Raw genomic sequence first — 23823 nt, 5'->3', positions numbered from 1 at the left:
AATTGCCTGCGGTGCTTCCTAAACTGAGCGTCTTTTAACGCAATAAGGATATTGCTCATGCAGGCTACGACTTCCAAACCCGCCCCCGTCGCGGTGCCACTGACATCGGCACAACGTCTCGAAGCCTTGTTGGAACACACGGGCGACCTGGACAAGGCGCAAGTGCTGCAAGCGTCTATCGCCCCTTGGTTGGCAACCGCGGATTTGAGCGTGGTGCAGGCTTTGAAGGCGGCGTTCGAGCAGTCTTTTGTTACCCAGGGCAAGGTCACGGAGGCGCTCAAAAAGCTCAAGCCTCTGGACGAATTCTGCAAAGAGCAACTGACCGCATTCCTCAAGGGTAAATGGACGGTCGATTTCGACGTCGAGCGGGACATGCTGGACATTACGAAAACACTGTACACGTCCACAGGCGTGCTCCCCGTCTTCGGATCCGCTGGTCGAGTAACCACCACATCACGCAGCTTGCTTCAGGCCGCCATGGAAAACTTTACGGCTAAGGAAGCCACGAGCGGCGGTTTTTCAGCGGACTCGGTTATACGCATCAATGAACAAGCCCAATCAGGCGCTGAAATCATCCCTGTAAAATTCGCCGCCCTGTCGCGTGAGCTCGACCTGGGCGCCCGCTATCAGCGCCATATTGACCAGGCTTTGGCCTTGCCGCCCAGACCCGCCAATGATGCGCCTGCCGATGATCGGCCCAGCATCGCGGATATCCGGCGGCTGAAGATGCTGGATATGCGCGTCGCCCTGCACATGGCCTCCCTGAAAAAGGACATCACTGCCGCTGCCTACACGATGCTGCTGAGTGTGATCGATCAGGATCTCCCGGCAGCTCAAGCCAGCGGCGTGCTATTCGATGGTGGGCCTGTGCAGTGGCAGGGCTTGATGATTCATGACGCCTGCATCTGTGGGGCACTGGTCTTCAGCAAAGTCTCCATCGATACCGAGCCGAAGGCCCGGTGTGTGGTTTACATGCCGAACGAACCCCGACGACCGCTGTATGAATACGCTTCGCTGGATGACTTCAAGGTCTACCTGACCCTCCACTTGCAAAGCAAAAGCTACAGAAAGTCTTTCGCCGAGCAGTACCTGCATGGCCAGGATAAAACCGGTTTTTTTACCGAGTTTGACAAGGATAAGACCCTGGGCACACTCGTTGCCGCGCCTGGCGACACTTGCCTTGGTGATTTTTTCTTCAGCACTTTTGTCAGTACGACTCAAAAAAATGCACGAATGCTTGCGGTGCCGACTGCAGACGTCGATGAGCAAGAGCGGGAAAAAAACCTTCAGGCATTGCTCGATGGTGGTCTTCTGCTGTTGAACGCAGCCGCTTTTTTTGTACCGGTGATCGGCCAGTTCATGCTGGCTACGGCTGTCGTCGACATCATCAGTGAAGTGTATGAAGGCGTGGTTGAGTGGACGCACGGAGAGCGGACCGCTGCTTTGTCCCATTTGCTGAGCGTTGTGGAAAACGTCGCGCAGTTGGCAGCGTTTGCCGTCGGCGGGAAAATTATCGCGACCACTATCGGTAAGGGCGTAAAGGAGCAGGGAGCATTCTTCGACGGTTTCGAGGCCGTCACTTGCGCTGATGGTCGAGCCAGATTGTGGAAGCCCAACCTCGACACCTATGAACAGACCACGACTCTGCCAATCGGCGCGCAACCTGATGTGCAAGGCCTCTACCGGCATGCCGGGCAGACGTCGATCGTCATCGAGGGAGTTCCTTATCGAGCCACCCGCAACGCCGCCGGATCGGCATGGACGCTCAATCATCCTGTGCGCACCGACGCATTCGCGCCTGCCGTCGAGCGAAATGTGGAAGGGGGCTGGCGGCATGTTCATGAGCACGCGCACGAGTGGCACGACGGTGCTTATGCATTGGGGCGCACGGATCCGCGCCTGAGTGATCTGGGCAGTGATCTGGAAGCGATTGCCGACATCATCGACATGACGCCTGACACGTTGCACCAGCTTCATCAAAGCAACCTCAAGTTACCGCAGCGGCTGAAGGACTGTGTCGAGCGCTTCAGGATTGACCGGCGCATCACTGCGATGGTCACGGCAATGGAAGAGGGAGAGAGCGCAAACAAGGACTTCATCCAGGAGCAACTGCATACACTGCCGAGGTTGCCAGGCTGGCCGGCGGAACGCTTCATCGAAGTGCGCGACGAGGCGGACCTGGTAGTGTCCCGCTTCCCCGAGACAGGGCCACACGAGGATGAAAACGTCAACAGCGTGCTTGTTTATCAGTCGGATCTGGAGTCTGGGAAACTGCTCGACAAAGTCATCGGTGGTCTCTATCCGGCAGAGGTGCAGGGCATCATCGCAAGCACAACCACGGAATCGAAATCGCAGCTGTTGGCGAAGAAGATCGCGACGAGCCTCAAGAGTAATCGCCAACCGCTGTTTGACTGGCTCTATAAAACCTGGGACGGCACCGCCACCGGTGACGTTGCGACGCTGGGTGAACACGCCGCAGACCTTCCCGTTCGCGTGCGCCAGGAATTGCTGGATAACGCCTCTGGCAACGATCGCAGCTTTCTGCGTGACCGCAAGATCCTCGGCATGGATCTCGCGGGGCAGGTCAGCGAGGCACAGGCACTGCTCAGGCAGGACCGTGCGCTCACCGGGTTACACCTGCCGCATTTGGCTAATGCCGATACCAACAGACTGACGCTCTGGCTGATGGAAAGGGTGCACGGCTGGGATGAAAGCTGTCGGCTTGAAGTGCGACAGGGGCGAGCAACCGGCACCTTGCTGGACAGCGTCGGTGCAGTGGATGCAGAGTCGCTCGGTATCATTGTAAAGACGCCCACCGGCTACCAGGTCACTCAAACCAATGGCAATTTTTCCTCCACGTTGATGAGCGACACGCTGGTCACGTCGATACTTGACGCTTTGCCAGCCACCCAGCGCACTCGCATGGGGCTCACGGGCGATGGTGTGCAGGACGTCCGTGCTCTTCGTTCAAGACTGTCGAAGGCCGGCGCCGGCGATCCGGCGCGTACCGGGCGCGTGTTACGGGGAGAGCGCAGTGATACTCCCAAACACCTGGCTGCCTGTGTACTGGCAGATCCTCCCGCTGCGGGCACTTATGCAAGGGGCTTGATTCGTAAAGTCAAAAAGCTTTATCCACTGTTCTCCGATGCCCAGGCTTCGGTGTTTCTCGACAGCGCCGGCACTACCCAGCTGCAGCGGGTGAATCGAATCAAGGCGCTGGAGCTGCAACTGAAAAAACTGCTCGATGTGCTGCACGCCTGGCGTGACGATGAAGTGGCAATGAAGAAACTGCCGGGGCAGCTCAATGACATCCGTGTCAGCCGTCGACAGGTGGCCAATGCCATCGAACGATGCTGGCGCCGGATAGCATGGTCCACTCAGGGTTCTACAACGCTCACGCTGGAGCGCAACTTTGTAGGCCCATTGCCGACGCTGACCGAGCAAGATGTCGCCCATGTGCGCAGTCTTTCCGTCAAGGACATGCAGGCTGGCGATGAGTTGGCGTACTTCCTCAAGCCTTTTAAAAAGCTGGTCACTCTGAAACTGGACCGCAATAAGCTCACACGATTGCCTGAAGTGCTGTCGCACATGCCCGATCTCAGGCATTTGAGCCTGGAGGATAATCAGATACAGCTGACCGAACACACCTTGCGCAAACTGGCGGACATGCGCAATTTGCGTGCGTTGGGGCTCAATGGCAATCGCCTGGGGGCCACGATTGACATCAGCAAAATGCTGAACCTGAAAGAGCTGTTACTGCGCGATACTCATGCGACGGAATTGCCTGTCGGACTTTCCCGTTTGCCGTATCTGGACTTTGTGGACCTGCGGGGAAACCTGATTCGGGAACTGCCGGAGTTGCTGTTTCAACTCCCTCAGCGATTCGCCCTGGCGATCAACTTGCGCCATAACCCCGTATCCGCGTCTAGCCGAACGAGGCTTGCGGCCTATCATGTTCGTACGGGCATCGGGATGGGGCTGCTGCCAAATGATACCGCTGTGCTCAATGATCAAAGGGCTCGAGACCTGTGGATGCCCAAACTGGTTGAAGAGACCTATGCCAGTCGTAATCGTGCTTGGCTGGCGTTGAAGCACGAACCCGGATCGAAAGCATTCTTTGAGTTGCTGGCAGAAGTTGGAAATTCGGCCGATAGCCGTTATGTGAATGAAGACATGACCCGGCGGGTCTGGAGTGTCATTGAGGCGACCCAGGCTCACTCGGCATTACGTACTCAATTGCTGTCAATGGCAGTCAAGGCCCATTGCGCTGATGACGCGGCGACGATCTTCAGTAATCTCGAGGTCGCCGTCGAAATTGACAGGGTGGTTCGGCTGTCCGCCAACGCCCATGATCAGGCCGCTCGGTTATTGAGACTCGGGCGAAGTCTGTTTCGCCTGGATTACCTTTCCAGAATTGCTCGGGAAAAGTCCCAGGTCAATCCAGCACTCGATGCGGTGGAAGTGGAGTTGGCTTATCGCACCGGCCTGGCCGACAGGCTTGACCTGGTCGGCCAGCCCCAGCACATGCGTTATGCATCGCTCAGTGGCGTCAAGGCAAATGACCTGGAGTTGGCCTACAACAAAGTCCTTGCCGCGGAAATTTCACCTGAGCTATCGACCTATATCACTGGCCGTACGTTCTGGAGCGACTTTTTGCGACAGCAACATGGCAAACAATTCACCGACCTGACCGCCCCCTTTCACGTGCGGATGGAAACGGCCTTTGAAAACGAGGCAACGCTGGGTGCGGATTATCGCGCCACAGTCGACGGCATCGCCGATGAGTTGCACAACGCCGAGGCCGCTTTGTTGAAGCGTCTGACCGAGGCGGCCATGGAAGCTGACGAGTCAAGGACTTGCTTTGCGCTGGATTGATCGCTTTACGCCTTGCCTCGAATCAATCGGCGCAAGGCGAAACGGTTCGGATGGCAAGCCTCGGCGACGGTCCTGGGCAATGGCAGCGGTTCGTTATCCAGCCACGCGGCGATCAATTCGCCTGACAGTGGCGCTGTGATCAGTCCTCGCGATCCGTGGCCGCTATTGACGTACAAGCCATCCAGCCAGGGGCAAGGGATGTCCGGGGTTTGTCGGGCATCCTTGCTCAAGGCGCTGTAGGCGTCGGCGAATGCCTGGCTGTCGGCCAGTGGCCCGACAATCGGCAGGTAATCCGGGCTGGTACAGCGAAACGCTGCACGACCTTCAAGTTCATCGGCTTGCAAGGTGTGCGCACCGAGCCGAGCGACCAGATCCAGCGAGATTTCTTCGAGCATCTGCAAGTTACCCAAATGCTCGGCAGTGGTCGGGGTCAGGTCGTCGCTGTTGAAATCGAAACTCGCCCCCAGCGTGTGTTCGCCCAGGCGTGCCGGCGCGATATAGCCTTCGGCGCACACCACGGTATTCAGCGTCCGGCTTTCGGTCGTTTGGGGCAAACGGGTGATTTGTCCGCGAATGCGTTTGAGCGGCAACTCGCTGCTGTAGGTGAATCGCTTGATCTCGGCGGCACCGGCCAGCACCACGGTGGGTGCGTCGGCCAACAAGCTGTCGCCATCCCACGCTTGCCAACCGCCGTCCACGCGGCGCAGCTCCAGCACATCGTGATGGGTTAGCAGTTCAACGTTCGATTGCCCAGCCTGCCATTGGCACAGCGCAGGCGGGTGTACCCAACCGCCTTCGGGGTAAAACAGGCCCCCCGATGGCAGTGCGATACCGGCGCGAGCCTCGGCGTGTGCCTGATCGAGTGTGTGCAGTAAGTCACTGGGGAACGCCGTCGCCAATTGCGCCTGACGCTCGGTTTCCTTGGCATTGAAGGCCAGTTGCAAGACGCCGCAATCGTCCCAGTCAACGCCCCGTTGCAAATGCTCAAGCAAGCGCCGGGTGTAACCGAAGCCGCTGACAATCAATTGCGACAGCGCTGTGCCGTGGGCGGAAAGCTTGAGGTACAGCACGCCCTGGGGATTGCCCGAGGCTTCCTGCGCCAGCGCATCGTGACGTTCCAGCAGACTCACCTGCCAGCCGCGAGCAGCGAGGCTGGCAGCCGTGGCACAACCGGCCAACCCGGCACCGATCACCAGCGCGCGACGCTCAAAGGTGAGCGAGGCCGGGCGGGCAAACCAGGGTTTCGCCGCAGCGGGTGCCGTGTTTTCCGCAGGCCAGCCGAGGAAGGTGCCGCGCAGGATTTCCCATTTGTGGCCGATGCCAGGCGTTCGTTTCATTTTGAACCCGGCGGCATTCAACAGACGACGCACCCAACCCGTGCTGGTGAAGGTGCTGATGGTTGAACCGGGCGCCGCCAGTCGGGCCAGCTCGGCAAACAGTTCGGCGGTCCACATGTCGGGGTTTTTCGCTGGGGCGAAGCCGTCGAGAAACCAGGCGTCGATCTGCGCGTCCAATTGCGGTAGCAACGCCAGTGCATCGCCAATCAGCAAGGTGAGCGTGACGCGGCCGTTATCCAGGACCAGGCGCTGGAAGCCCTGGTGGATCGCCCTGTATTGCGCCAGCAGTTGATCGGCCAACGGCTTGAGTTCCGGCCACAACGCCAGCGCTCGTTGCAGGTCGGCAAGACTCAGCGGGTACTTTTCGACACTGACAAAATGCAACCGTGCACCGGCCGCAGCGTGCTGCTCGAACAACTGCCAGGCGCACAAGAAATTCAATCCGGTACCGAACCCGGTTTCGCCAATCACCAATCGACCGCCCGCTGGAAGCGCCGCGAAACGCTCCCCCAAGGCATTCTGTTCCAGGAACACGTAGCGGGTTTCGTCCAGCCCTGACAGGTCGGAAAAATACACATCGTCGAACACCCGCGAGCGCGGGAGCCCTTGTTCGTCCCAGTCGATCTGGGCGTGGGGCATTACAGGTTTCATGGCAGGCTCGGTAACGGCAAGGTCGCCATTCTATCCGATCGCGGCAGGGGGCATGATCCATGGCAAGACCTGCAATCACCCATGCGATGAAAATGGGATTTCTCCCCCGCAGGAGAGCTCAATCCACTAGTCTTGCTCACATCTGCCAGGGAGCCGCTCATGTTCGAATCCGCTGAAATCGATCACGCCATTGATAAAGAAACTTTCGACGCCGAAGTGCCGGCCTTGCGTGAAGCCTTGCTTGAAGCGCAATTCGAACTGCGCCAGCAGAGCCGGTTTCCGGTGATCATCCTGATCAACGGCATCGAAGGCGCCGGCAAGGGCGAGACGGTCAAGTTGCTCAATGAATGGATGGACCCGCGCCTGATCGAGGTCCGCACCTTCGATCAGCAAACTGACGAGGAGCTTGCGCGGCCACCGGCCTGGCGCTATTGGCGGATGCTTCCGGCCCAGGGCCGCATGGGCATTTTCTTCGGCAACTGGTACAGCCAGATGCTGCAGGCCAGGGTTCACGGCGTGATCAAGGACCCCAGGTTCGATCAAGGCATCAACGGCGCCGAACGCCTGGAAAAAATGCTTTGCGACGAAGGCGCATTGATCTTCAAATTCTGGTTCCACCTCTCCAAGAAACAAATGAAGGCACGCCTCAAGGCGTTGGCCGACGACCCGCTGCACAGCTGGCGCATCAGCCCGCTGGACTGGCAGCAGTCCGAAACCTACGATCGCTTCGTGAAATACGGCGAGCGCATCTTGCGGCGCACCAGCCGCGACTATGCACCGTGGCATGTGATCGCCGGAAAGGATGCGCATTATCGCAGCCTGGTGGTGGGGAAGATTTTGCTCGAAGGCTTGCAGAACGCCCTGAATCGACCGCAAATCCACCCGGAAAAAGTCAACGTCGCGCCTGTGTTTCCCAGCGTTGATCAATTGAGCCTGCTGGACAGCCTTGATCTGACCTTGCAGTTGGCCAAGGGCGATTATGAAGAGCAACTGATTACCGAGCAGGCCAGGTTCTCCGGCTTGATGCGGGACAAACGCATGCGCCGACACGCATTGATGGCAGTGTTCGAAGGCAATGACGCGGCGGGCAAGGGTGGGGCGATTCGCCGCGTGGCTGCGGCCCTGGACCCGCGCCAATACAGTATCGTGCCGATTGCCGCGCCCACCGAAGAGGAACGGGCGCAGCCGTATCTCTGGCGTTTTTGGCGGCATGTTCCTGCCCGGGGCAAATTCACCATGTTCGACCGTTCCTGGTACGGCCGGGTGTTGGTGGAACGCGTCGAAGGATTCTGCTCCCAGGCCGACTGGCTGCGTGCCTACGGTGAAATCAACGACTTTGAGGAGCAACTGAGCGACGCCGGGGTGATTGTGGTCAAGTTCTGGCTGGCCATCGACAAGCAGACGCAACTGGAGCGTTTCCAGGAGCGTGAAGAGATTCCGTTCAAACGCTTCAAGATCACCGAAGACGACTGGCGCAACCGTGAAAAGTGGGACGACTATCGCAGCGCCGTCGGCGACATGGTCGACCGCACCAGCACCGAGATCTCGCCCTGGACGCTGGTGGAGGCCAATGACAAGCGCTGGGCGCGGGTCAAGGTGTTGCGCACCATCAACCGCGCCCTGGAAGAGGCGTTCGAAAAATCGGGCAAGCGCAAGGGCAAGTAGTCAGGCGATGGTTGCGCATACGCGAGGTGAATGATTGTCGCGGTCGGTTATTGGGTGGGCTTATGCTCGATCCACTCTCAACCGACAACAACAATGAGGTATGCCATGCGTGAAGTGGTGATCGTCGACAGCGTGCGGACCGGCCTGGCCAAATCCTTTCGCGGCAAGTTCAACATGACCCGTCCCGATGACATGGCGGCGCATTGTGTCGACGCCTTGCTGGCGCGCACCGGCATCGATCCGGCCAGTGTCGAGGACTGCATCGTCGGTGCCGGCTCCAACGAAGGTTCCCAGGGCTATAACATCGGGCGTAACGTCGCGGTATTGTCGCGCCTGGGCATCGGCGTCGCCGGCATGACCCTCAACCGCTTCTGCTCCTCGGGCTTGCAGGCGATTGCCATTGCCGCCAACCAGATCGCCTCCGGTTGCAGCGACATCATCGTTGCCGGTGGCGTCGAGTCCATCAGTCTGACGATGAAAAGCATCAACACCGATCACCTGATCAATCCGCTGCTCAAGGAGCAGGTGCCGGGCATCTACTTTCCGATGGGCCAGACCGCCGAAATCGTCGCTCGACGTTACAACGTCAGCCGTGAAGAACAGGATTTGTACGCACTGCAAAGCCAGCAGCGCACAGCCCAGGCACAGGCGGCGGGGTTGTTCGACGATGAAATCGTGCCAATGCCGGTGAAGTACCGGGTTGAAGACAAGGCCACAGGCGAAGTGCAGATTCTTGAAGGGGTCGTGGATCACGATGACTGCAACCGTCCCGATACCACCCTGCAAAGCCTGGCCGGGTTAAAGCCGGTATTCCTCGAAGACGGCTCGGTCACCGCCGGTAACTCCTCGCAGTTGTCCGACGGTGCCTCCATGACCCTGGTGATGAGCCTGGAGAAAGCCCTGGCGCTGGGCTTGCAGCCCAAGGCGTTCTTCCGCGGATTCACCGTGGCCGGTTGCGAACCGGACGAGATGGGCATCGGCCCGGTGTTCTCGGTACCCAAACTGCTGAAGGCCAAGGGCTTGCACCTGGGTGACATCGATTTGTGGGAACTCAACGAAGCATTCGCCTCGCAGTGCCTGTACGCGCGCAATCGGCTGGAGATCGATAATGACAGGTACAACGTCAATGGCGGCTCGATCTCCATTGGCCACCCATTCGGCATGACCGGTTCGCGTCAGGTCGGGCATATCGTTCGCGAGTTGCAGCGGCGCAATCTGCGCTACGGCGTCGTCACCATGTGCGTAGGCGGTGGGATGGGGGCTACCGGGTTGTTCGAGGCGGTACGTTAGTCGCCTGCTCGACTGGCCAGCGGCATGCTGCGACCTGCACAGTTTCATTCGCGGCCAAGTGGTAACTGTCCCTGTGTGCGACGCGGCACAGCGCCTAGAATGGTGCGACTTGTTTCCGGATTGGGGTTCGCATGCACATTTCATCGGGTCGCTGGGTTTATGGGCTGTTGCTGGCCTTGCTGACCGCGCTGTTGTGGGGAATCCTGCCGATCAAACTCAAGCAGGTGCTGCTGGTGATGGACCCGGTCACGGTGACCTGGTTTCGCCTGATGGTGTCCGGTGGCTGCCTGTTCATTTACCTCGCGGCGACCGGGCGCCTGCCGAGCCGCAAAGCGCTCGGGCCACGGGGCGGCTGGCTGGTGCTGATGGCAGTGCTTGGCCTGGTGGGCAACTACGTGCTGTACCTGATGGGGTTGAACCTGCTCAGCCCAGGCACCGCGCAACTGGTGGTGCAGATGGGCCCGATCATGTTGCTGATCGCCAGTGTGTTCGTGTTCAAGGAGCGGTTCAGCCTGGGGCAGGGGATTGGCTTGTTGGTGTTGTTGATCGGCTTTGCGCTGTTTTTCAACCAGCGCCTGAGTGAGTTGCTGACCTCGTTGAGCGACTATACCGCCGGTGTGCTGCTGGTGTTGCTGGCCTCCACGGTCTGGACATTTTATGCGCTGGGGCAGAAGCAGTTATTGACCGTGTGGAATTCGTTGCAGGTGATGATGGTGATCTACCTGTTTTGCGGGCTGTTGCTGACGCCTTGGGTGCATCCGCTGGAAGCCCTGCAACTTAACCCGTTGCAAGGTTGGCTGTTGCTGGCGTGCTGCATGAACACCCTGATCGCCTATGGCGCCTTTGCCGAGGCGCTGGCGCATTGGGAGGCGTCGCGGGTGAGTGCGACGCTGGCCATTACACCCTTGGTTACTTTTGGCGCAGTGGCACTGGCCGCCTGGTGGTGGCCGGAGTACGTGCACGCCGAAACCATCAATGGCCTGGGTTACGGCGGGGCGGTGTTGGTGGTACTGGGTTCGGCATTGGTGGCGTTGGGGCCCTCGTTGATGGCCGGGCTCAAGGCTCGCAAGGTGCGCATGGCGGCCAGTTAGACCGCGTTATCATTCTTCGCGAGCAGGCTCGCTCCCACAAGGATTGGCGCCGGTAACAAATATTGCAGTCGACACAAAACCTGTGGGAGCGAGCCTGCTCGCGAAAGCGGACTATCAGGCACTAAAGAACTCAACCCTTGGCCCCGGCCTCCAACATGTTCTCCGGCCGCACCCAGGCATCGAACTCTTCATCGGTCAGATACCCCAGCTGCAACGCCGCCGCACGCAATGTCAGCCCTTCGCTGTAAGCCTTCTTGGCAATCTCCGCCGATTTGTCATAACCAATGTGCGGGTTCAACGCTGTCACCAGCATCAACCCTTGTTCCAGATGCTCAGCCATTTTCCCCGCGTCCGGTTCCAGGCCGGCGATGCAGTGCTGCTGGAAGTTGCTGCAGCCATCGGCCAGCAAGCGGATCGATTGCAGCAGGTTGTGGATGATCACCGGCTTGAACACATTGAGCTGCAAGTGACCCTGGCTCGCCGCGAAGCCGATGGTCACGTCGTTGCCCAAGACCTGGCAGGCCAGCATCGACAGTGCTTCGCACTGGGTCGGATTGACCTTGCCCGGCATGATCGAGCTGCCCGGTTCGTTGGCCGGCAGTTTCACTTCGGCGAAGCCGGCGCGCGGGCCGGAGCCCAGCAAGCGCAAGTCATTGGCAATTTTCATCAGCGTCACGGCGAGGGTTTTCAGCGCGCCGGACAGTGAAGTCAGCGGCTCATGGCCGGCCAGGGCCGCAAACTTGTTGGGCGCGGTGATGAACGGCAAGCCGGACAGGGCGGCAATTTCCGCGGCGATGGCTTCACCGAAGCCGTGGGGGGAGTTCAGCCCGGTGCCGACCGCCGTACCGCCCTGGGCCAGTTCACAGACCGCAGGCAGCGCGCTGCGGATCGCCCGTTCGGCGTAATCGAGCTGGGCGATGAACGCCGAGACTTCCTGGCCAAAGGTGATGGGGGTGGCGTCCATCATGTGGGTGCGGCCGGTCTTGACCAGTTTCATGTGGCGGGCTGACAGCTCGGCCAGGCCACCGGACAGCTCACTGATCGCCGGCAGCAAGTGTTGTTGCACCGCCTGTACGGTGGCGATGTGCATGGCTGTGGGAAAACAGTCGTTGGAACTCTGGGAACGGTTGACGTGATCGTTGGGATGCACCGGGGACTTGCCGCCGCGCGGGTTGCCGGCCAGCTCGTTGGCGCGCCCGGCGATCACTTCGTTGACGTTCATGTTGCTCTGGGTGCCGCTGCCGGTCTGCCAGACCACCAGCGGGAATTGATCGTCATGCTCGCCGTCGAGCACTTCATCGGCCGCCTGTTCGATCAGCCTGGCAATGTCGGCGGGCAAATCGCCGTTACGGTCGTTGACCCGTGCCGCCGCTTTCTTGATCAGTGCCAAGGCGTGCAGTACCGCCAGCGGCATCCGTTCGTCGCCGATGGCGAAGTTGACCAGCGAGCGTTGCGTTTGAGCACCCCAATAGGCCTCATCCGGGACTTCCACCTGGCCCAGGCTGTCGGTTTCGATTCGGCTCATCATGCACACTCCTGTAGGTCTGATTGCGCAGTTTAGGCCGTGATCGCCGGCCGTGGTTCCATCAGTCTGGAATCTGCTGATTCAACCCCTCTAAATCAGGCGCGACAAGGCTTGGGGTTGAGCGACAGAGTTTTTTAGGCGCAGAATGGACGTCCTTGGGGTTTTACCTCGCCTGCTAGAAAAGGAAACTCGATGACTCGTCTTCGTGCCATCTGTACCGCGGTTGCACTGGTCTGCGCCAGCGGCCCTGTTTTTGCCGATACCGCCAGCCACAACGCCAGTGCCGAGGCTTTCCTGACCCTGGCGCATGCCGACAAACTGGGTACTCCGGTGTACATGCAAGTACAGCAGATGTTTGCCCAGCGCTTCCAGCAAACCAAAGCCCCCGAATCGAAAAAAGCCGTACTGGAAACCTACCAGGCCAAGGCCAACGCTGCTCTGGACCAAGCCATTGGCTGGAACAAGCTGAAACCGGACATGGTCAAGCTCTACACCACCAACTTCACCGAGTCTGAGCTCAAGGACCTGGTCGCGTTCTACCAGTCGCCACTGGGCAAGAAAGTCCTGGAGAAAATGCCGCAGCTGACCCAGCAGTCGGCCCAGATGACCCAGGCCAAGCTGGAAAGCGCGGTGCCTGTGGTCAACAAGCTGCTGGCTGACATGACCGCCGAGCTGGAGCCTAAAGGCGCCGCTCCCGCCAAGAAAAAGCCTTGAGCCGGAGTTGGGAATGACCATGCAACAACGCATTGAATCGACACTGGGTTTGCTACAGCCCGAGTATCTGCAGGTGCTTGATGAAAGCCACATGCACAGCCGTGGTTTGCAAACACACTTCAAGGCCGTGGTGGTCAGTGCGCAGTTCGAAGGCTTGAACCGGGTCAAGCGCCACCAGAAGGTCTACGGCACGCTTGGCGAGCTGATGGGCGAGTTCCATGCCTTGGCGCTGCATACCTACACGCCTGAGGAATGGGCGCAAATCGACGCGGCCCCGGCCTCGCCGACTTGTGCCGGTGGCAGCAAACACTGATACCCCCCTTGTAGGAGCCAGGCTTGCCGGCGATAGCATCACCGCGGTTCTGCTGAATCACCGCGGTGACGCTATCGCCAGCAAGCCGGCTCCTACAGGGATTGCGTTATTTTTGTTAGAATGTTCAGCGCGTCGCTCCTGCGGCGCGTTTTTTTTCGCATCCGGTTCACCCCTTACGAGGGTAGCCACCTGGAGATTTACCCATGACACAACAGATTGTCGTGGCGGCACTGTATAAGTTCGTCACCCTGCAAGATTACGTCGCCATGCGCGAGCCCCTGCTCAAGGCCATGGTCGACAACGGCATCAAAGGCACGCTGCTGATCGCCGAAGAAGGCATCAATGGCACCGTGTCCGGCAGCCGCGAAGGCATCGACGGGCTGATGGCCTGGCTCAAGAACGACCCGCGCATGGACGACATCGACCATAAAGAGTCGTACTGCGACGAGCAGCCGTTCTACCGCACCAAGGTCAAGCTCAAGAAAGAGATCGTGACCCTGGGCGTTGAAGGCGTGGACCCGAACAAGAAAGTCGGCACCTACGTCGACCCGCAGGACTGGAATGCGCTGATCAGCGATCCGGAAGTCCTGTTGATCGATACCCGCAACGACTATGAAGTCTCGATCGGCACCTTTGAAGGTGCAATTGACCCGAAAACCACCAGTTTTCGCGAATTTCCCGACTACATCAAAGCCAACTTCGACCCGGCCGTGCACAAGAAGGTGGCGATGTTCTGCACCGGCGGCATTCGTTGTGAAAAAGCGTCGAGCTACATGCTCAGCGAGGGCTTCGATGAGGTCTACCACCTCAAGGGTGGCATCCTGAAATACCTCGAGGAGGTGCCTCAGGAAGAAACCAAGTGGCAGGGCGACTGCTTCGTGTTCGACAACCGCGTGACGGTTCGCCACGACCTTAGCGAAGGCGACTACGATCAATGTCATGCCTGTCGCACACCGGTCAGCGTCGAAGATCGCGCCTCCGAGCATTATGTGGCCGGGATCAGTTGCCCGCATTGCTGGAATACGCTGAGCGAGAAAACCCGTCGCAGCGCCATCGACCGGCAAAAGCAGATCGAACTGGCCAAGGCACGCAACATGCCGCACCCGATCGGCTACAAATACAAGCAAGCATCCACCGAGGCCTGAACCATGTCTGCACGCCTGCTCTATGTGATGGACCCGATGTGTTCCTGGTGCTGGGGCTTCGCGCCGGTGGCCAACGCGTTGGTCGAGCAGGCGCAAGCCGCAGGCGTGGACGTGCACCTGGTGGTAGGTGGTTTGCGCACCGGCAGTGGTTCGGCCCTGGAGCCGACCACCCGCCGTTATATTCTGGAGCACTGGCAGGCGGTCAACGAGGCCACGGGGCAACCCTTCAAGCTCGACGGCGCGTTGCCCGACGGCTTCGTCTATGACACCGAGCCGGCCTGCCGGGCGTTGGTGACGGCACGCGGCCTGGCACCGGATTGCGCGTGGAAGCTGCTGGGATTGATCCAGCATGCGTTTTACGCCGAAGGCCGCGATGTCACCCACGCCAGCGTTCTGGTGGAGTTGGCGGAACAGGCCGGGCTGCCGCGCATCGAGTTCGCCGCCGCTTTCGACCGTGCCGATACGCACGCCGCGACGGCTGCCGATTTCACCTGGGTCCAGGACCTGGGCATCGCCGGTTTCCCGACGTTGCTGGCTGAACGCAATGGTCAATTGGCGTTGCTGACCAATGGCTACCAGCCGCTTGGCGTCCTGTCCCCCTTGCTCGGTCGCTGGCTGGAGCGTGCCGCCTGTGCATGATCCCGCCAACGACACCCCAACCGTTAAACGTGTCGACCGGCTGAGCTGGGCAGAAATCCGTCGTCTGGCTCTTCATCACAAGAAATCCCTGTGGATCGCCAACGGTGTAGCCGTGTTGGCGACCCTGTGCAGCGTACCCATTCCCTTGCTCCTGCCATTGCTGGTAGACGAAGTGTTGCTGGGGCACGGCGACGCCGCGCTGAAAATCATGAACCTGGCGCTGCCCGAGGCCTGGCAGAAAGCCGCGGGCTACATCGGCCTGATGCTGGTGGTGACCCTGGCCCTGCGGTGCGCGGCATTGCTGTTCAACGTGGTGCAGGCGCGCTTGTTCGCCGCCTTGGCCAAGGACATCGTCTACCGTATTCGCATCCGTCTGATCGAACGCCTCAAGCGTATTTCGCTGGGGGAATACGAAAGCCTGGGCAGCGGCACGGTGACCACGCACCTGGTGACCGATCTCGACACCCTGGACAAGTTTGTCGGCGAAACCCTCAGTCGTTTCCTGGTGGCCATGCTGACGCTGGTCGGCACCGCGGGCATTCTGGTGTGGATGCACTGGCAGCTGGCGCTGCTGATCCTGTTGTTCAATCCGCTGGTGATCTACGCCACGGTGCAATTGGGCAAGCGGGTCAAGCACCTGAAGAAACTCGAGAACGACAGCACCTCGCGCTTCACCCAGGCATTGACCGAAACCCTGGACGCGATCCAGGAAGTGCGCGCCGGTAACCGCCAGGGCTTTTTCCTCGGTCGTTTGGGGCGACGCGCCCGGGACGTTCGCGATTATGCGGTGAACTCGCAATGGAAAACCGATGCGTCGAACCGGGCCAGCGGTTTGTTGTTCCAGTTCGGCATCGATATTTTTCGTGCTGCAGCGATGCTTACCGTGCTGTTTTCCGACCTGTCCATCGGCCAGATGCTCGCGGTATTCAGCTACCTGTGGTTCATGATCGGTCCGGTCGAGCAGCTTCTGAATTTGCAGTACGCGTATTACGCCGCCGGCGGCGCATTATCGCGGATCAACGAGCTGCTTGCCCGGGCTGATGAGCCGCAATACCCAGGCGGTGTCGACCCGTTCAAAGGTCGCGAAACCGTTGGCATCGAAGTTCAGGGATTGAGTTTCGGCTATGGCGACGAACTGGTCTTGAACCAGATGGATTTGTCGATCGCTCCCGGTGAAAAAGTCGCGATCGTCGGTGCCAGCGGTGGCGGCAAAAGCACACTGGTGCAGTTGCTGCTGGGCTTGTACACGCCGCTGGCGGGGACCATCCGTTTCGGCGGTTCGACCCAGCAGGAGATCGGCCTGGAGACCGTGCGCGAAAATGTCGCCGTGGTCCTGCAACATCCGGCGCTGTTCAACGACACGGTGCGCGCAAACCTGACCATGGGGCGTGAGCGCAGCGACGAGGCTTGCTGGCAAGCGCTGGAAATCGCCCAACTGCACACCACTGTGCGCGAGTTGCCCAATGGCCTGGACAGCATCGTCGGGCGTTCCGGCGTGCGCTTGTCCGGCGGCCAGCGCCAACGCCTGGCCATTGCGCGGATGGTATTGGCCGACCCCAAGGTGGTGATTCTCGACGAGGCCACCTCGGCCCTGGATGCCGCCACCGAATACAATCTGCACCAGGCGCTGGCGCGGTTCTTGAGCCACCGCACCACGTTAATCATTGCGCACCGCTTGTCCGCGGTGAAACAGGCCGACCGGGTGCTGGTGTTTGACGGCGGTCAGATCGCCGAGGATGGCGACCATCAGCAGCTGATTGCCGATGGTGGTTTGTACGCCAAGCTTTATGGGCATTTGCAGCAGCACTGAGTCAGTGCCAGGCACCTCGAGTGGACTTTCCTGCAAGAGGAGGAGGGTTGACGCTTGCTGGGATGCGGAAGGCCCCCTAGTCTAGCTGTAGCGATCACGTGGATGATGATCTGGCAGTGCTAAACAAAGGGACCTCATGAATCAAGCGCGGACTCTCGGAACGCCACGGTTGCTGGGCATCGTCTGGCCTTTTATTGCCGTTGTGTTATTTCAGGCCCTGTTGGGGGGCGTCAGTCTTTATGTATTGTCGGCGGTGCGCGGTTATGTTGCCGGCGAAAGCCTGTGGTCCAAGGGCCAGAAGGACGCGATCTATTACCTCAACCTGTATGCCGACAGTCGCGATGAGAGCAAATTCCTCAAGTATCAGGAGGCCATTGCCGTCCCTCAGGGCGGGCATGAGCTGCGTCTGGCACTTGACCAGCAGCCACCCGATATCGAAGCGGCCAGGCTGGCGATTCTCAAGGGTGGCAACCACCCCGATGACGTTCCCAGCCTGATCTGGCTTTACCTCAATTTTCGCCATTTCAGCTACCTCGAGAAAGCCATCGATCGCTGGACCGTGGGTGATGCGTACCTTGATCAACTCGATGATGTCGCCAGGGACATGCACCGCCACATCAGCATCAAGCCGGCCCATCCTGACGACATCCAGCGCTGGAAAGAACAGATTTTCGATATCAACAACGGGGTGACGCCGGCGGCGAAGGCCTTCAGCGATGCCCTTGGCGAAGGCTCGCGGATGATCATGCGCCTGCTACTGGCAACGAATCTGGCCACCGCCCTCGGCCTGATCGCCCTGGCGCTGCTGCGCACACATAAGCTGCTCAAGCAGCGGCACGCCTTTGCCGACGCCCTGCAGCTGGAGAAGGAGCGGGCGCAAATCACCCTGCAATCGATTGGCGACGCGGTGATCACCACCAATGTCGAGGGCGCGATCGCCTACATGAATCCGGCCGCCGAAGCCTTGACCCACTGGAAAGCCGAACAGGCGAGCGGGTTGCCGCTGGCGGCGCTGTTCAATCTGCTGGATGACAATGCCCAAGCCGATGGTTTTACCTTGATCGAGCACATCCTGAGCGGTCAGCTCAGTGGCGGCAGCGAACATTCCAAGCTCATTCAGCGCCTTGATGGCAGCACGGTGTCGGTCACCCTGGTCGGGGCGCCGATCCGCAATGCCGGGAAGGTCAGCGGTGCCGTGCTGGTGCTGCATGACATGACCCAGGAGCGGCAATACATTGCCAATCTCTCCTGGCAGGCGACCCATGATGCGCTGACCGGGCTCGCCAACCGCCGCGAGTTCGAATTCCGTCTGGAACAGGCGCTGCAGGGCCTGACGCGACAATCGGGGCGCCACGCCTTGATGTTCCTCGACCTGGATCAGTTCAAGTTGGTCAACGACACCAGCGGACACGCGGCGGGTGACGAGTTGCTGCGGCATATCTGTGCACTGTTGCAATCCGGATTGCGCGAGGGCGACACCCTGGCCCGGTTGGGCGGCGACGAGTTTGGCATCCTGCTGGAGAACTGTGCTCCGCAGGCAGCTGAAAAAATTGCCGAGGGGTTGCGCCAGACCGTGCAGAACCTGCACTTCGTCTGGAAGGGGCGGCCGTTCGTGACCACCGTGAGCATCGGCCTGGTGCACATCAATGCCCATCCGACCACCCTGGAAGTCTCGCTGCGCGCGGCTGACATGGCCTGCTACATGGCCAAGGAAAAGGGCCGCAACCGGGTTCAGGTATATCACGCCGACGACTCGGAGCTGTCCCTGCGCTTTGGCGAGATGGCCTGGGTGCAGCGCTTGCACATGGCCCTGGAAGAAGACCGTTTTTGTCTGTACGCCCAGGAAATCGCGCCGCTTGGTCATGTCGAACAAGGTGGCGGGCATATCGAGATCCTGCTGCGTCTGCATGATGAAGCGGGTCGCATGATATTGCCGGACAGTTTTATTCCGGCAGCAGAACGCTATGGCTTGATGACGACCCTGGATCGTTGGGTTGTAAAGAACGTGTTCAAGATCATTGCCCAATGTATGGCCGAAAAGCACAACGAGCCTTTAGCGATGTGTGCGATTAATCTGTCAGGCACAACTATAGGAGATGAAGCGTTCCTGGACTTCCTGCGTCAACAGTTCATTAGTTACGCCATACCACCTGAAATAATTTGTTTTGAAATCACTGAAACCAGCGCCATTTCCAATCTGGCGAGTGCAATTAAATTTATTAACGAACTCAAAGGTTTAGGGTGTCTGTTTTCCCTGGATGACTTTTGCGCCGGTATGTCCTCGTTCGCATACTTGAAACATTTGCCTGTAGACTTCCTGAAGATCGACGGGAGTTTCGTAAAGGATATGCTGGACGACCCGATTAACCGCGCCATGGTCGAAGTGATCAACCACATCGGTCATGTCATGGGTAAGCGTACGATTGCCGAGTTTGTTGAAACGCCCCAGATCGAGCAGGCATTGCTGGATATCGGAGTTGATTACGCTCAAGGGTATGTCATTGAACGCCCGCATCTGTTTACCTGCGATAGCTTGAAAAGTCGTCCAGCCAGGCCGCAGCCCCTGTTGTTCAAGGCGCCCGGCACGTTCCGTTGAAGTCTCTCGTTGATCGGAACAATCACAATCAAAAGGAGCCCGACAGTGATCGAGACATTCAACCGAACCGGACCACTCATGGAAGCTGCAAGTTATCCCGACTGGGCCCAGCGCCTGATTCAGGATTGCAGCGCGAGTAAGCGCCGGGTTGTAGAGCACGAGCTGTATCAGCGCATGCGAGATAACAGACTCAGTGCCAAGACGATGCGCCAGTACCTTATCGGGGGCTGGCCCGTGGTCGAACAGTTCGCGTTATACATGGCGCAGAACCTGACCAAGACCCGTTTTGCCCGCCACCCGGGCGAGGACATGGCGCGTCGCTGGTTGATGCGCAACATCCGTGTCGAACTCAACCACGCCGACTACTGGGTGAACTGGAGCCGTGCGCACGGCGTCAGCCTGGAAGATCTGCAGGCGCAGCAGGTGGCCCCCGAGCTTCACGCCTTGAGCCATTGGTGCTGGCACACCAGTTCCGCCGATTCGCTGATCGTTGCCATTGCTGCCACCAACTACGCCATCGAAGGCGCGACCGGTGAGTGGTCGGCGGTGGTCTGTTCCAATGGTCTGTACGCGGCAGCCTTCCCGGAGGAGGATCGCAAGCGGGCCATGAAATGGTTGAAGATGCACGCCCAGTATGACGATGCCCACCCTTGGGAAGCGCTGGAAATTATCTGCACCCTGGCCGGGATGAATCCGAGTAAGTCATTGCAAATCGAATTGCGCCAGGCCGTGTGCAAGAGCTACGACTATATGTTCCTGTTCCTGGAGCGTTGCATGCAGTTGGAGCATTCGGAAAAGGCCTCGGTGATGCGTGAGCGATTGGAGATGGCCGAAAGCTGACAGATTGGCGTTCATGAAAAAGCCCGCCCCTGGTGACAGGAGGCGGGCTTTTTTGCAGATGGGCTGTAGTCAGGCGCTGACTTTAAGCCCCACCAGGCCGGTGATGATCAATGCCACACTGGCCAGGCGGACCAGCGCCATGGATTCGCCAAACAAAATGATTCCGGCAATCACGGTGCCGACTGCACCCACTCCGGTCCAGATCGCATAGGCCGTGCCCAGCGGCAACTCCTTCATCGCAAGGCCGAGCAAGCCAAGGCTGACGGCCATGGCGGCAACGGTCAATGCCGTAGGGAGAGGGCGGCTGAAACCATCGGTGTACTTGAGGCCAACGGCCCAGCCGACTTCGAACAAGCCGGCGAAAAACAGAATGATCCAGGACATGGAAGACCTCCATCCATTGACGGGGTCGTCCCCAAGGTTAATGACTCGATCGAGCCGCGAGGTCGTCCTCGCGTTGCGCAATATAGTGCCCAGCATTAACCCTGGGATCAAGTTTCGGTTCAGTCGGTCGCCTGTCGCGCGGCGACTTCACGATCCTGCTTCTCGCTCATGCGACGGAAATACGTCGAGAGCAACGCCCCGGAAATGTTGTGCCAGACACTGAACAACGCGCTCGGTACCGCCGCCAAAGGCGAAAAGTGCGCACTGGCCAAGGCGGCGCCCAGCCCTGAGTTCTGCATGCCGACTTCCAGCGCCAGGGATTTGCGCTGGGCCAGTGGCAATTTGAACAGGCGCCCGGTGAAGTAACCCAGCAGGTAACCAAAGCTGTTGTGCAGCATGACCACGGCCATGATCAACAGGCCCGATTCGGCAATTTTCGCCTGGCTGGCGGCCACCACGGCGGTGACGATGATCACGATGCTCACCACCGAAACCAGAGGCAACACGTCCACAGCGTGGCGAACCTTGTCGCCGAGCAGTCGCTGGGCAGCGACACCCAGTACGATCGGCAGCAGCACTACCTGGAGAATCGACCAGAACAGCTCCATGAACGACACCGGCAGCCAGGCCGAAGCCAGCAGCCAGATCAAGGCGGGTGTCAGGAGCGGAGCGAGGAGGGTGGTCACGGCAGCGATGGCCACCGACAACGCCAGGTCGCCGCGTGCCAGCCAAGTCATCACGTTCGACGAGGTGCCGCTTGGGCAGCAACCGACCAGAATCACGCCGACGGCAATCTCCGGGGGCAAATGGAACGCCTGGCAGAGCAACCACGCCACGCCAGGCATGATCACGAAATGCGCCACCACGCCCAAGGCCACGCGCCACGGGTGGCGGGCGACCTCGGCGAAGTCGTCGAGCTTGAGGGTCAGGCCCATGCCGAACATCACCAACCCCAGCAACGGCACGATGGCGCCCTTGAGGCCGATGAACCAGGCCGGCTGCAGGAATGCCACGACGGCGAAAATCAGTACCCAGTAGGCGAAGGTGTTACCGACAAAACGACTCAATGCAGCCAGTGCACGCATGGCCAGATCCTTATTGTAAGAAAGCGTTAGGGAGCTAAGCATACGCTGCTCGCAAAAAAAGATCGCAGCCTGCGGCAGCTCCTACAAGGAAACGCATTCCAATGTAGGAGCTGCCGCAGGCTGCGATCTTTTTGCAGGCGCCGCCGATTTCGATAATCAGATGCCTTGCGGAGTCTCTTCCCCACCCAACGCCTCGACCAGCGCCGGCAGGAAATCACCGAACGTCAGCATCATCAGGGTGAAGCTGGCATCCAGTTGGCCGAGGGCTTCATCGCCACCGTCCTGTTCCGCCTGGTCTTGCAGCAGGTCTTCGAACTTCAGGCGCTTGACCACCATCTTGTCGTCGAGGACGAAGGACAGCTTGTCCTGCCAGGCCAGCGACAATTGAGTGACCACCTTGCCGGTGCTCAGGTGTAGCTGGATTTCTTCGCTCGTCAGGTCCTGACGCTTGCAACGCACGATGCCGCCGTCTTCGTGGGTGTCGCGCAGTTCGCACTCGTCCAGCACAAAGAAGTCGTCTGCGGCTTTCTGGGTGGTGACCCACTCGGTCATGGTCGCTGTCGGGGACATTTTCACAGTCAGTGGGCGCACCGGCAGTGTGCCGATCACTTCCCGCAGGGTGGACAGCAGGTCCTCGGCGCGCTTCGGGCTGGCCGAGTTAACCAGGATCAGGCCCTGTTTCGGCGCGATGGCGGCGAACGTCGAGGAGCGACGGATAAAGGCGCGCGGCAGGAAGGCCTGGATGATTTCATCCTTGATCTGGTCGCGTTCCTTTTTATAGACCTTGCGCATTTGCTCGGCCTCGATCTCTTCGACCTTTTCCTTCACTGCATCACGCACGACGCTGCCCGGCAGAATGCGCTCTTCCTTGCGCGCGCTGATCAGCAGGAAATCACCGCTGACGTGCACCAGCGGGGCATCTTCGCCCTTGCCGAACGGTGCGACGAAACCGTAGGTGGTCAACTCCTGGCTTGCACATGGACGCGCCAGCTTGGTGGCCAGTGCAGTCTCCAACGCCTCGGCATCAACAGGCAGATCTTGGGTCAGGCGATAGATAAGCAGGTTTTTGAACCACATGGGGTAAGTCTCTCCTTATATACAAAGGCGGGCATTATTGTCCTCCGTGTGCCATAGGCCAACCCTTCTCTAAGCCTTTGGAAGGCATCAGAAAATTAATTAAAAAAGTGCTTGCCAGAGGTAGGGGCGCTCCGTAGAATGCGCGCCACACCGAAGCGAAGGGTGATTAGCTCAGCTGGGAGAGCGTCTGCCTTACAAGCAGAATGTCGGCGGTTCGATCCCGTCATCACCCACCATTCGTTTCAAGTGTTTAGCGCAGCGGTAGTTCAGTCGGTTAGAATACCGGCCTGTCACGCCGGGGGTCGCGGGTTCGAGTCCCGTCCGCTGCGCCATATTCGGTAACCTGGACCACTGAACGCCAGGTCACCACGGAAAAACCCGCCAAGGCGGGTTTTTTTCTGCCTCAAGTTTGTACGTTGTACCCGCGGGATGTGTCGTTTCACCGGTTTTCAGATTTTTTTGAAAAAAACTTCAAATAAATCAACACTTTATGAAAATCTGTGGCATAATGCGTCCCGTAACGAAGCGAAGGGTGATTAGCTCAGCTGGGAGAGCGTCTGCCTTACAAGCAGAATGTCGGCGGTTCGATCCCGTCATCACCCACCATTCGTTTCAAGCGTTTCGCGCAGCGGTAGTTCAGTCGGTTAGAATACCGGCCTGTCACGCCGGGGGTCGCGGGTTCGAGTCCCGTCCGCTGCGCCATATTCGGTAACCTGGAACACTGAACGCCAGGTCACCACAGAAAGCCCGCTTAATGCGGGCTTTTTGCTGTCTGGCGTTTGGCTT

16 protein-coding genes and 4 tRNA genes are annotated in these 23823 nt (G+C 59.4%); 15 read left to right on the top strand and 5 right to left on the bottom strand.

Annotated features, from left to right (window positions below; all coding sequences use genetic code 11):
* Window positions 1-57 precede the first annotated feature (57 nt).
* Window positions 58-4875, top strand: a complete 4818-nt coding sequence (locus HGP31_RS23660; protein WP_168758782.1) for an NEL-type E3 ubiquitin ligase domain-containing protein — start codon at window positions 58-60, stop codon at window positions 4873-4875.
* Between the two features lie 5 nt (window positions 4876-4880).
* On the opposite strand, the gene mnmC is transcribed toward HGP31_RS23660, so the two are convergent.
* A complete protein-coding gene (gene mnmC, locus HGP31_RS23655; RefSeq protein WP_168758781.1) occupies window positions 4881-6863 on the bottom strand; it encodes a bifunctional tRNA (5-methylaminomethyl-2-thiouridine)(34)-methyltransferase MnmC2/FAD-dependent 5-carboxymethylaminomethyl-2-thiouridine(34) oxidoreductase MnmC1 in 1983 nt (660 codons plus the stop codon).
* A gap of 159 nt (window positions 6864-7022) precedes the next feature.
* Between mnmC and pap the strand changes: the two genes are divergently transcribed.
* From pap to HGP31_RS23640, 3 genes are all read left to right on the top strand, one after another.
* Window positions 7023-8528, top strand: a complete 1506-nt coding sequence (gene pap, locus HGP31_RS23650) for a polyphosphate:AMP phosphotransferase (RefSeq protein WP_033043109.1) — start codon at window positions 7023-7025, stop codon at window positions 8526-8528.
* A gap of 105 nt (window positions 8529-8633) precedes the next feature.
* A complete protein-coding gene (locus HGP31_RS23645; protein WP_033043107.1) occupies window positions 8634-9818 on the top strand; it encodes a thiolase family protein in 1185 nt (394 codons plus the stop codon).
* A gap of 131 nt (window positions 9819-9949) precedes the next feature.
* The gene (locus tag HGP31_RS23640) at window positions 9950-10909 is read left to right on the top strand and encodes a DMT family transporter (protein ID WP_020799989.1); all 960 of its coding nucleotides are present in this window, start codon (window positions 9950-9952) and stop codon (window positions 10907-10909) included.
* 130 nt (window positions 10910-11039) lie between these two features.
* Here HGP31_RS23640 and HGP31_RS23635 read toward each other — a convergent pair whose 3' ends face one another.
* Complete coding sequence (locus tag HGP31_RS23635) at window positions 11040-12434, bottom strand: class II fumarate hydratase (RefSeq protein WP_033043106.1); 1395 nt, start codon at window positions 12432-12434, stop codon at window positions 11040-11042.
* Between the two features lie 192 nt (window positions 12435-12626).
* On the opposite strand from HGP31_RS23635, the gene HGP31_RS23630 reads away from it, so the two are divergent.
* The 7 genes from HGP31_RS23630 (at window position 12627) to HGP31_RS23600 (ending at window position 20491) form a co-directional block, all read left to right on the top strand.
* The gene (locus HGP31_RS23630; protein WP_020799991.1) at window positions 12627-13148 is read left to right on the top strand and encodes a DUF2059 domain-containing protein; all 522 of its coding nucleotides are present in this window, start codon (window positions 12627-12629) and stop codon (window positions 13146-13148) included.
* A 13-nt stretch (window positions 13149-13161) separates the two neighbouring features.
* Entirely contained in the window at window positions 13162-13461 is a 300-nt protein-coding gene (locus HGP31_RS23625) for a BolA family protein (protein ID WP_020799992.1), read from the top strand.
* Between the two features lie 203 nt (window positions 13462-13664).
* Window positions 13665-14606 (top strand): oxygen-dependent tRNA uridine(34) hydroxylase TrhO, encoded by a 942-nt coding sequence (gene trhO / locus HGP31_RS23620; RefSeq protein WP_168758780.1) that lies wholly within the window; start codon window positions 13665-13667, stop codon window positions 14604-14606.
* A 36-nt stretch (window positions 14607-14642) separates the two neighbouring features.
* A complete protein-coding gene (locus HGP31_RS23615) occupies window positions 14643-15245 on the top strand; it encodes a DsbA family protein (RefSeq protein ID WP_173667180.1) in 603 nt (200 codons plus the stop codon).
* Window positions 15238-17055, top strand: coding sequence for an ABC transporter ATP-binding protein (locus tag HGP31_RS23610; protein ID WP_033043105.1), 1818 nt, complete (start codon window positions 15238-15240; stop codon window positions 17053-17055). Before HGP31_RS23615 ends, HGP31_RS23610 begins: the two co-directional genes overlap by 8 nt.
* 136 nt (window positions 17056-17191) lie before the next feature.
* Window positions 17192-19651: an EAL domain-containing protein gene (locus HGP31_RS23605; protein WP_168758779.1), complete on the top strand. Its 2460-nt coding sequence runs from the start codon at window positions 17192-17194 to the stop codon at window positions 19649-19651.
* A gap of 45 nt (window positions 19652-19696) precedes the next feature.
* Window positions 19697-20491, top strand: coding sequence for an iron-containing redox enzyme family protein (locus tag HGP31_RS23600; protein WP_033043101.1), 795 nt, complete (start codon window positions 19697-19699; stop codon window positions 20489-20491).
* 69 nt (window positions 20492-20560) lie between these two features.
* Here HGP31_RS23600 and sugE read toward each other — a convergent pair whose 3' ends face one another.
* The 3 genes from sugE to rdgC all read right to left on the bottom strand — a co-directional run bounded on the left by sugE (window position 20561) and on the right by rdgC (window position 23037).
* Window positions 20561-20875, bottom strand: coding sequence for a quaternary ammonium compound efflux SMR transporter SugE (gene sugE / locus HGP31_RS23595; RefSeq protein WP_008060873.1), 315 nt, complete (start codon window positions 20873-20875; stop codon window positions 20561-20563).
* 119 nt (window positions 20876-20994) lie between these two features.
* Window positions 20995-21960: a bile acid:sodium symporter family protein gene (locus HGP31_RS23590; RefSeq protein WP_020799999.1), complete on the bottom strand. Its 966-nt coding sequence runs from the start codon at window positions 21958-21960 to the stop codon at window positions 20995-20997.
* 156 nt (window positions 21961-22116) lie between these two features.
* On the bottom strand, window positions 22117-23037 hold the full coding sequence (gene rdgC / locus HGP31_RS23585) for a recombination-associated protein RdgC (protein ID WP_008060875.1): 921 nt from the start codon (window positions 23035-23037) through the stop codon (window positions 22117-22119).
* A gap of 160 nt (window positions 23038-23197) precedes the next feature.
* On the opposite strand from rdgC, the gene HGP31_RS23580 reads away from it, so the two are divergent.
* The 4 genes from HGP31_RS23580 (at window position 23198) to HGP31_RS23565 (ending at window position 23739) form a co-directional block, all read left to right on the top strand.
* Window positions 23198-23273, top strand: a tRNA-Val gene (locus HGP31_RS23580).
* Between the two features lie 19 nt (window positions 23274-23292).
* A tRNA-Asp gene (locus HGP31_RS23575) sits at window positions 23293-23369 on the top strand.
* A gap of 198 nt (window positions 23370-23567) precedes the next feature.
* Window positions 23568-23643 (top strand) — tRNA-Val (locus tag HGP31_RS23570).
* A gap of 19 nt (window positions 23644-23662) precedes the next feature.
* Window positions 23663-23739, top strand: a tRNA-Asp gene (locus HGP31_RS23565).
* Window positions 23740-23823 lie beyond the last annotated feature (84 nt).

The sequence above is a fragment of the Pseudomonas umsongensis genome (assembly GCF_012647205.1).
GTDB classification, from domain to species: Bacteria; Pseudomonadota; Gammaproteobacteria; order Pseudomonadales; family Pseudomonadaceae; genus Aquipseudomonas; species Aquipseudomonas umsongensis.
Note: the sequence above shows the minus strand (reverse complement) of the source record. Positions and strands in the feature narration are given on the sequence as shown.

What these genes read in the sequence shown, in the direction of transcription:
- HGP31_RS23660 (WP_168758782.1), top strand. Translation starts at nt 58, where the DNA reads ATGCAGGCTACGACTTCCAAACCCGCCCCCGTCGCGGTGCCACTGACA.
- mnmC (WP_168758781.1), bottom strand. Translation starts at nt 6,863, where the DNA reads ATGAAACCTGTAATGCCCCACGCCCAGATCGACTGGGACGAACAAGGG.
- pap (WP_033043109.1), top strand. Translation starts at nt 7,023, where the DNA reads ATGTTCGAATCCGCTGAAATCGATCACGCCATTGATAAAGAAACTTTC.
- HGP31_RS23645 (WP_033043107.1), top strand. Translation starts at nt 8,634, where the DNA reads ATGCGTGAAGTGGTGATCGTCGACAGCGTGCGGACCGGCCTGGCCAAA.
- HGP31_RS23640 (WP_020799989.1), top strand. Translation starts at nt 9,950, where the DNA reads ATGCACATTTCATCGGGTCGCTGGGTTTATGGGCTGTTGCTGGCCTTG.
- HGP31_RS23635 (WP_033043106.1), bottom strand. Translation starts at nt 12,434, where the DNA reads ATGAGCCGAATCGAAACCGACAGCCTGGGCCAGGTGGAAGTCCCGGAT.
- HGP31_RS23630 (WP_020799991.1), top strand. Translation starts at nt 12,627, where the DNA reads ATGACTCGTCTTCGTGCCATCTGTACCGCGGTTGCACTGGTCTGCGCC.
- HGP31_RS23625 (WP_020799992.1), top strand. Translation starts at nt 13,162, where the DNA reads ATGACCATGCAACAACGCATTGAATCGACACTGGGTTTGCTACAGCCC.
- trhO (WP_168758780.1), top strand. Translation starts at nt 13,665, where the DNA reads ATGACACAACAGATTGTCGTGGCGGCACTGTATAAGTTCGTCACCCTG.
- HGP31_RS23615 (WP_173667180.1), top strand. Translation starts at nt 14,643, where the DNA reads ATGTGTTCCTGGTGCTGGGGCTTCGCGCCGGTGGCCAACGCGTTGGTC.
- HGP31_RS23605 (WP_168758779.1), top strand. Translation starts at nt 17,192, where the DNA reads ATGAATCAAGCGCGGACTCTCGGAACGCCACGGTTGCTGGGCATCGTC.
- sugE (WP_008060873.1), bottom strand. Translation starts at nt 20,875, where the DNA reads ATGTCCTGGATCATTCTGTTTTTCGCCGGCTTGTTCGAAGTCGGCTGG.
- HGP31_RS23590 (WP_020799999.1), bottom strand. Translation starts at nt 21,960, where the DNA reads ATGCGTGCACTGGCTGCATTGAGTCGTTTTGTCGGTAACACCTTCGCC.
- rdgC (WP_008060875.1), bottom strand. Translation starts at nt 23,037, where the DNA reads ATGTGGTTCAAAAACCTGCTTATCTATCGCCTGACCCAAGATCTGCCT.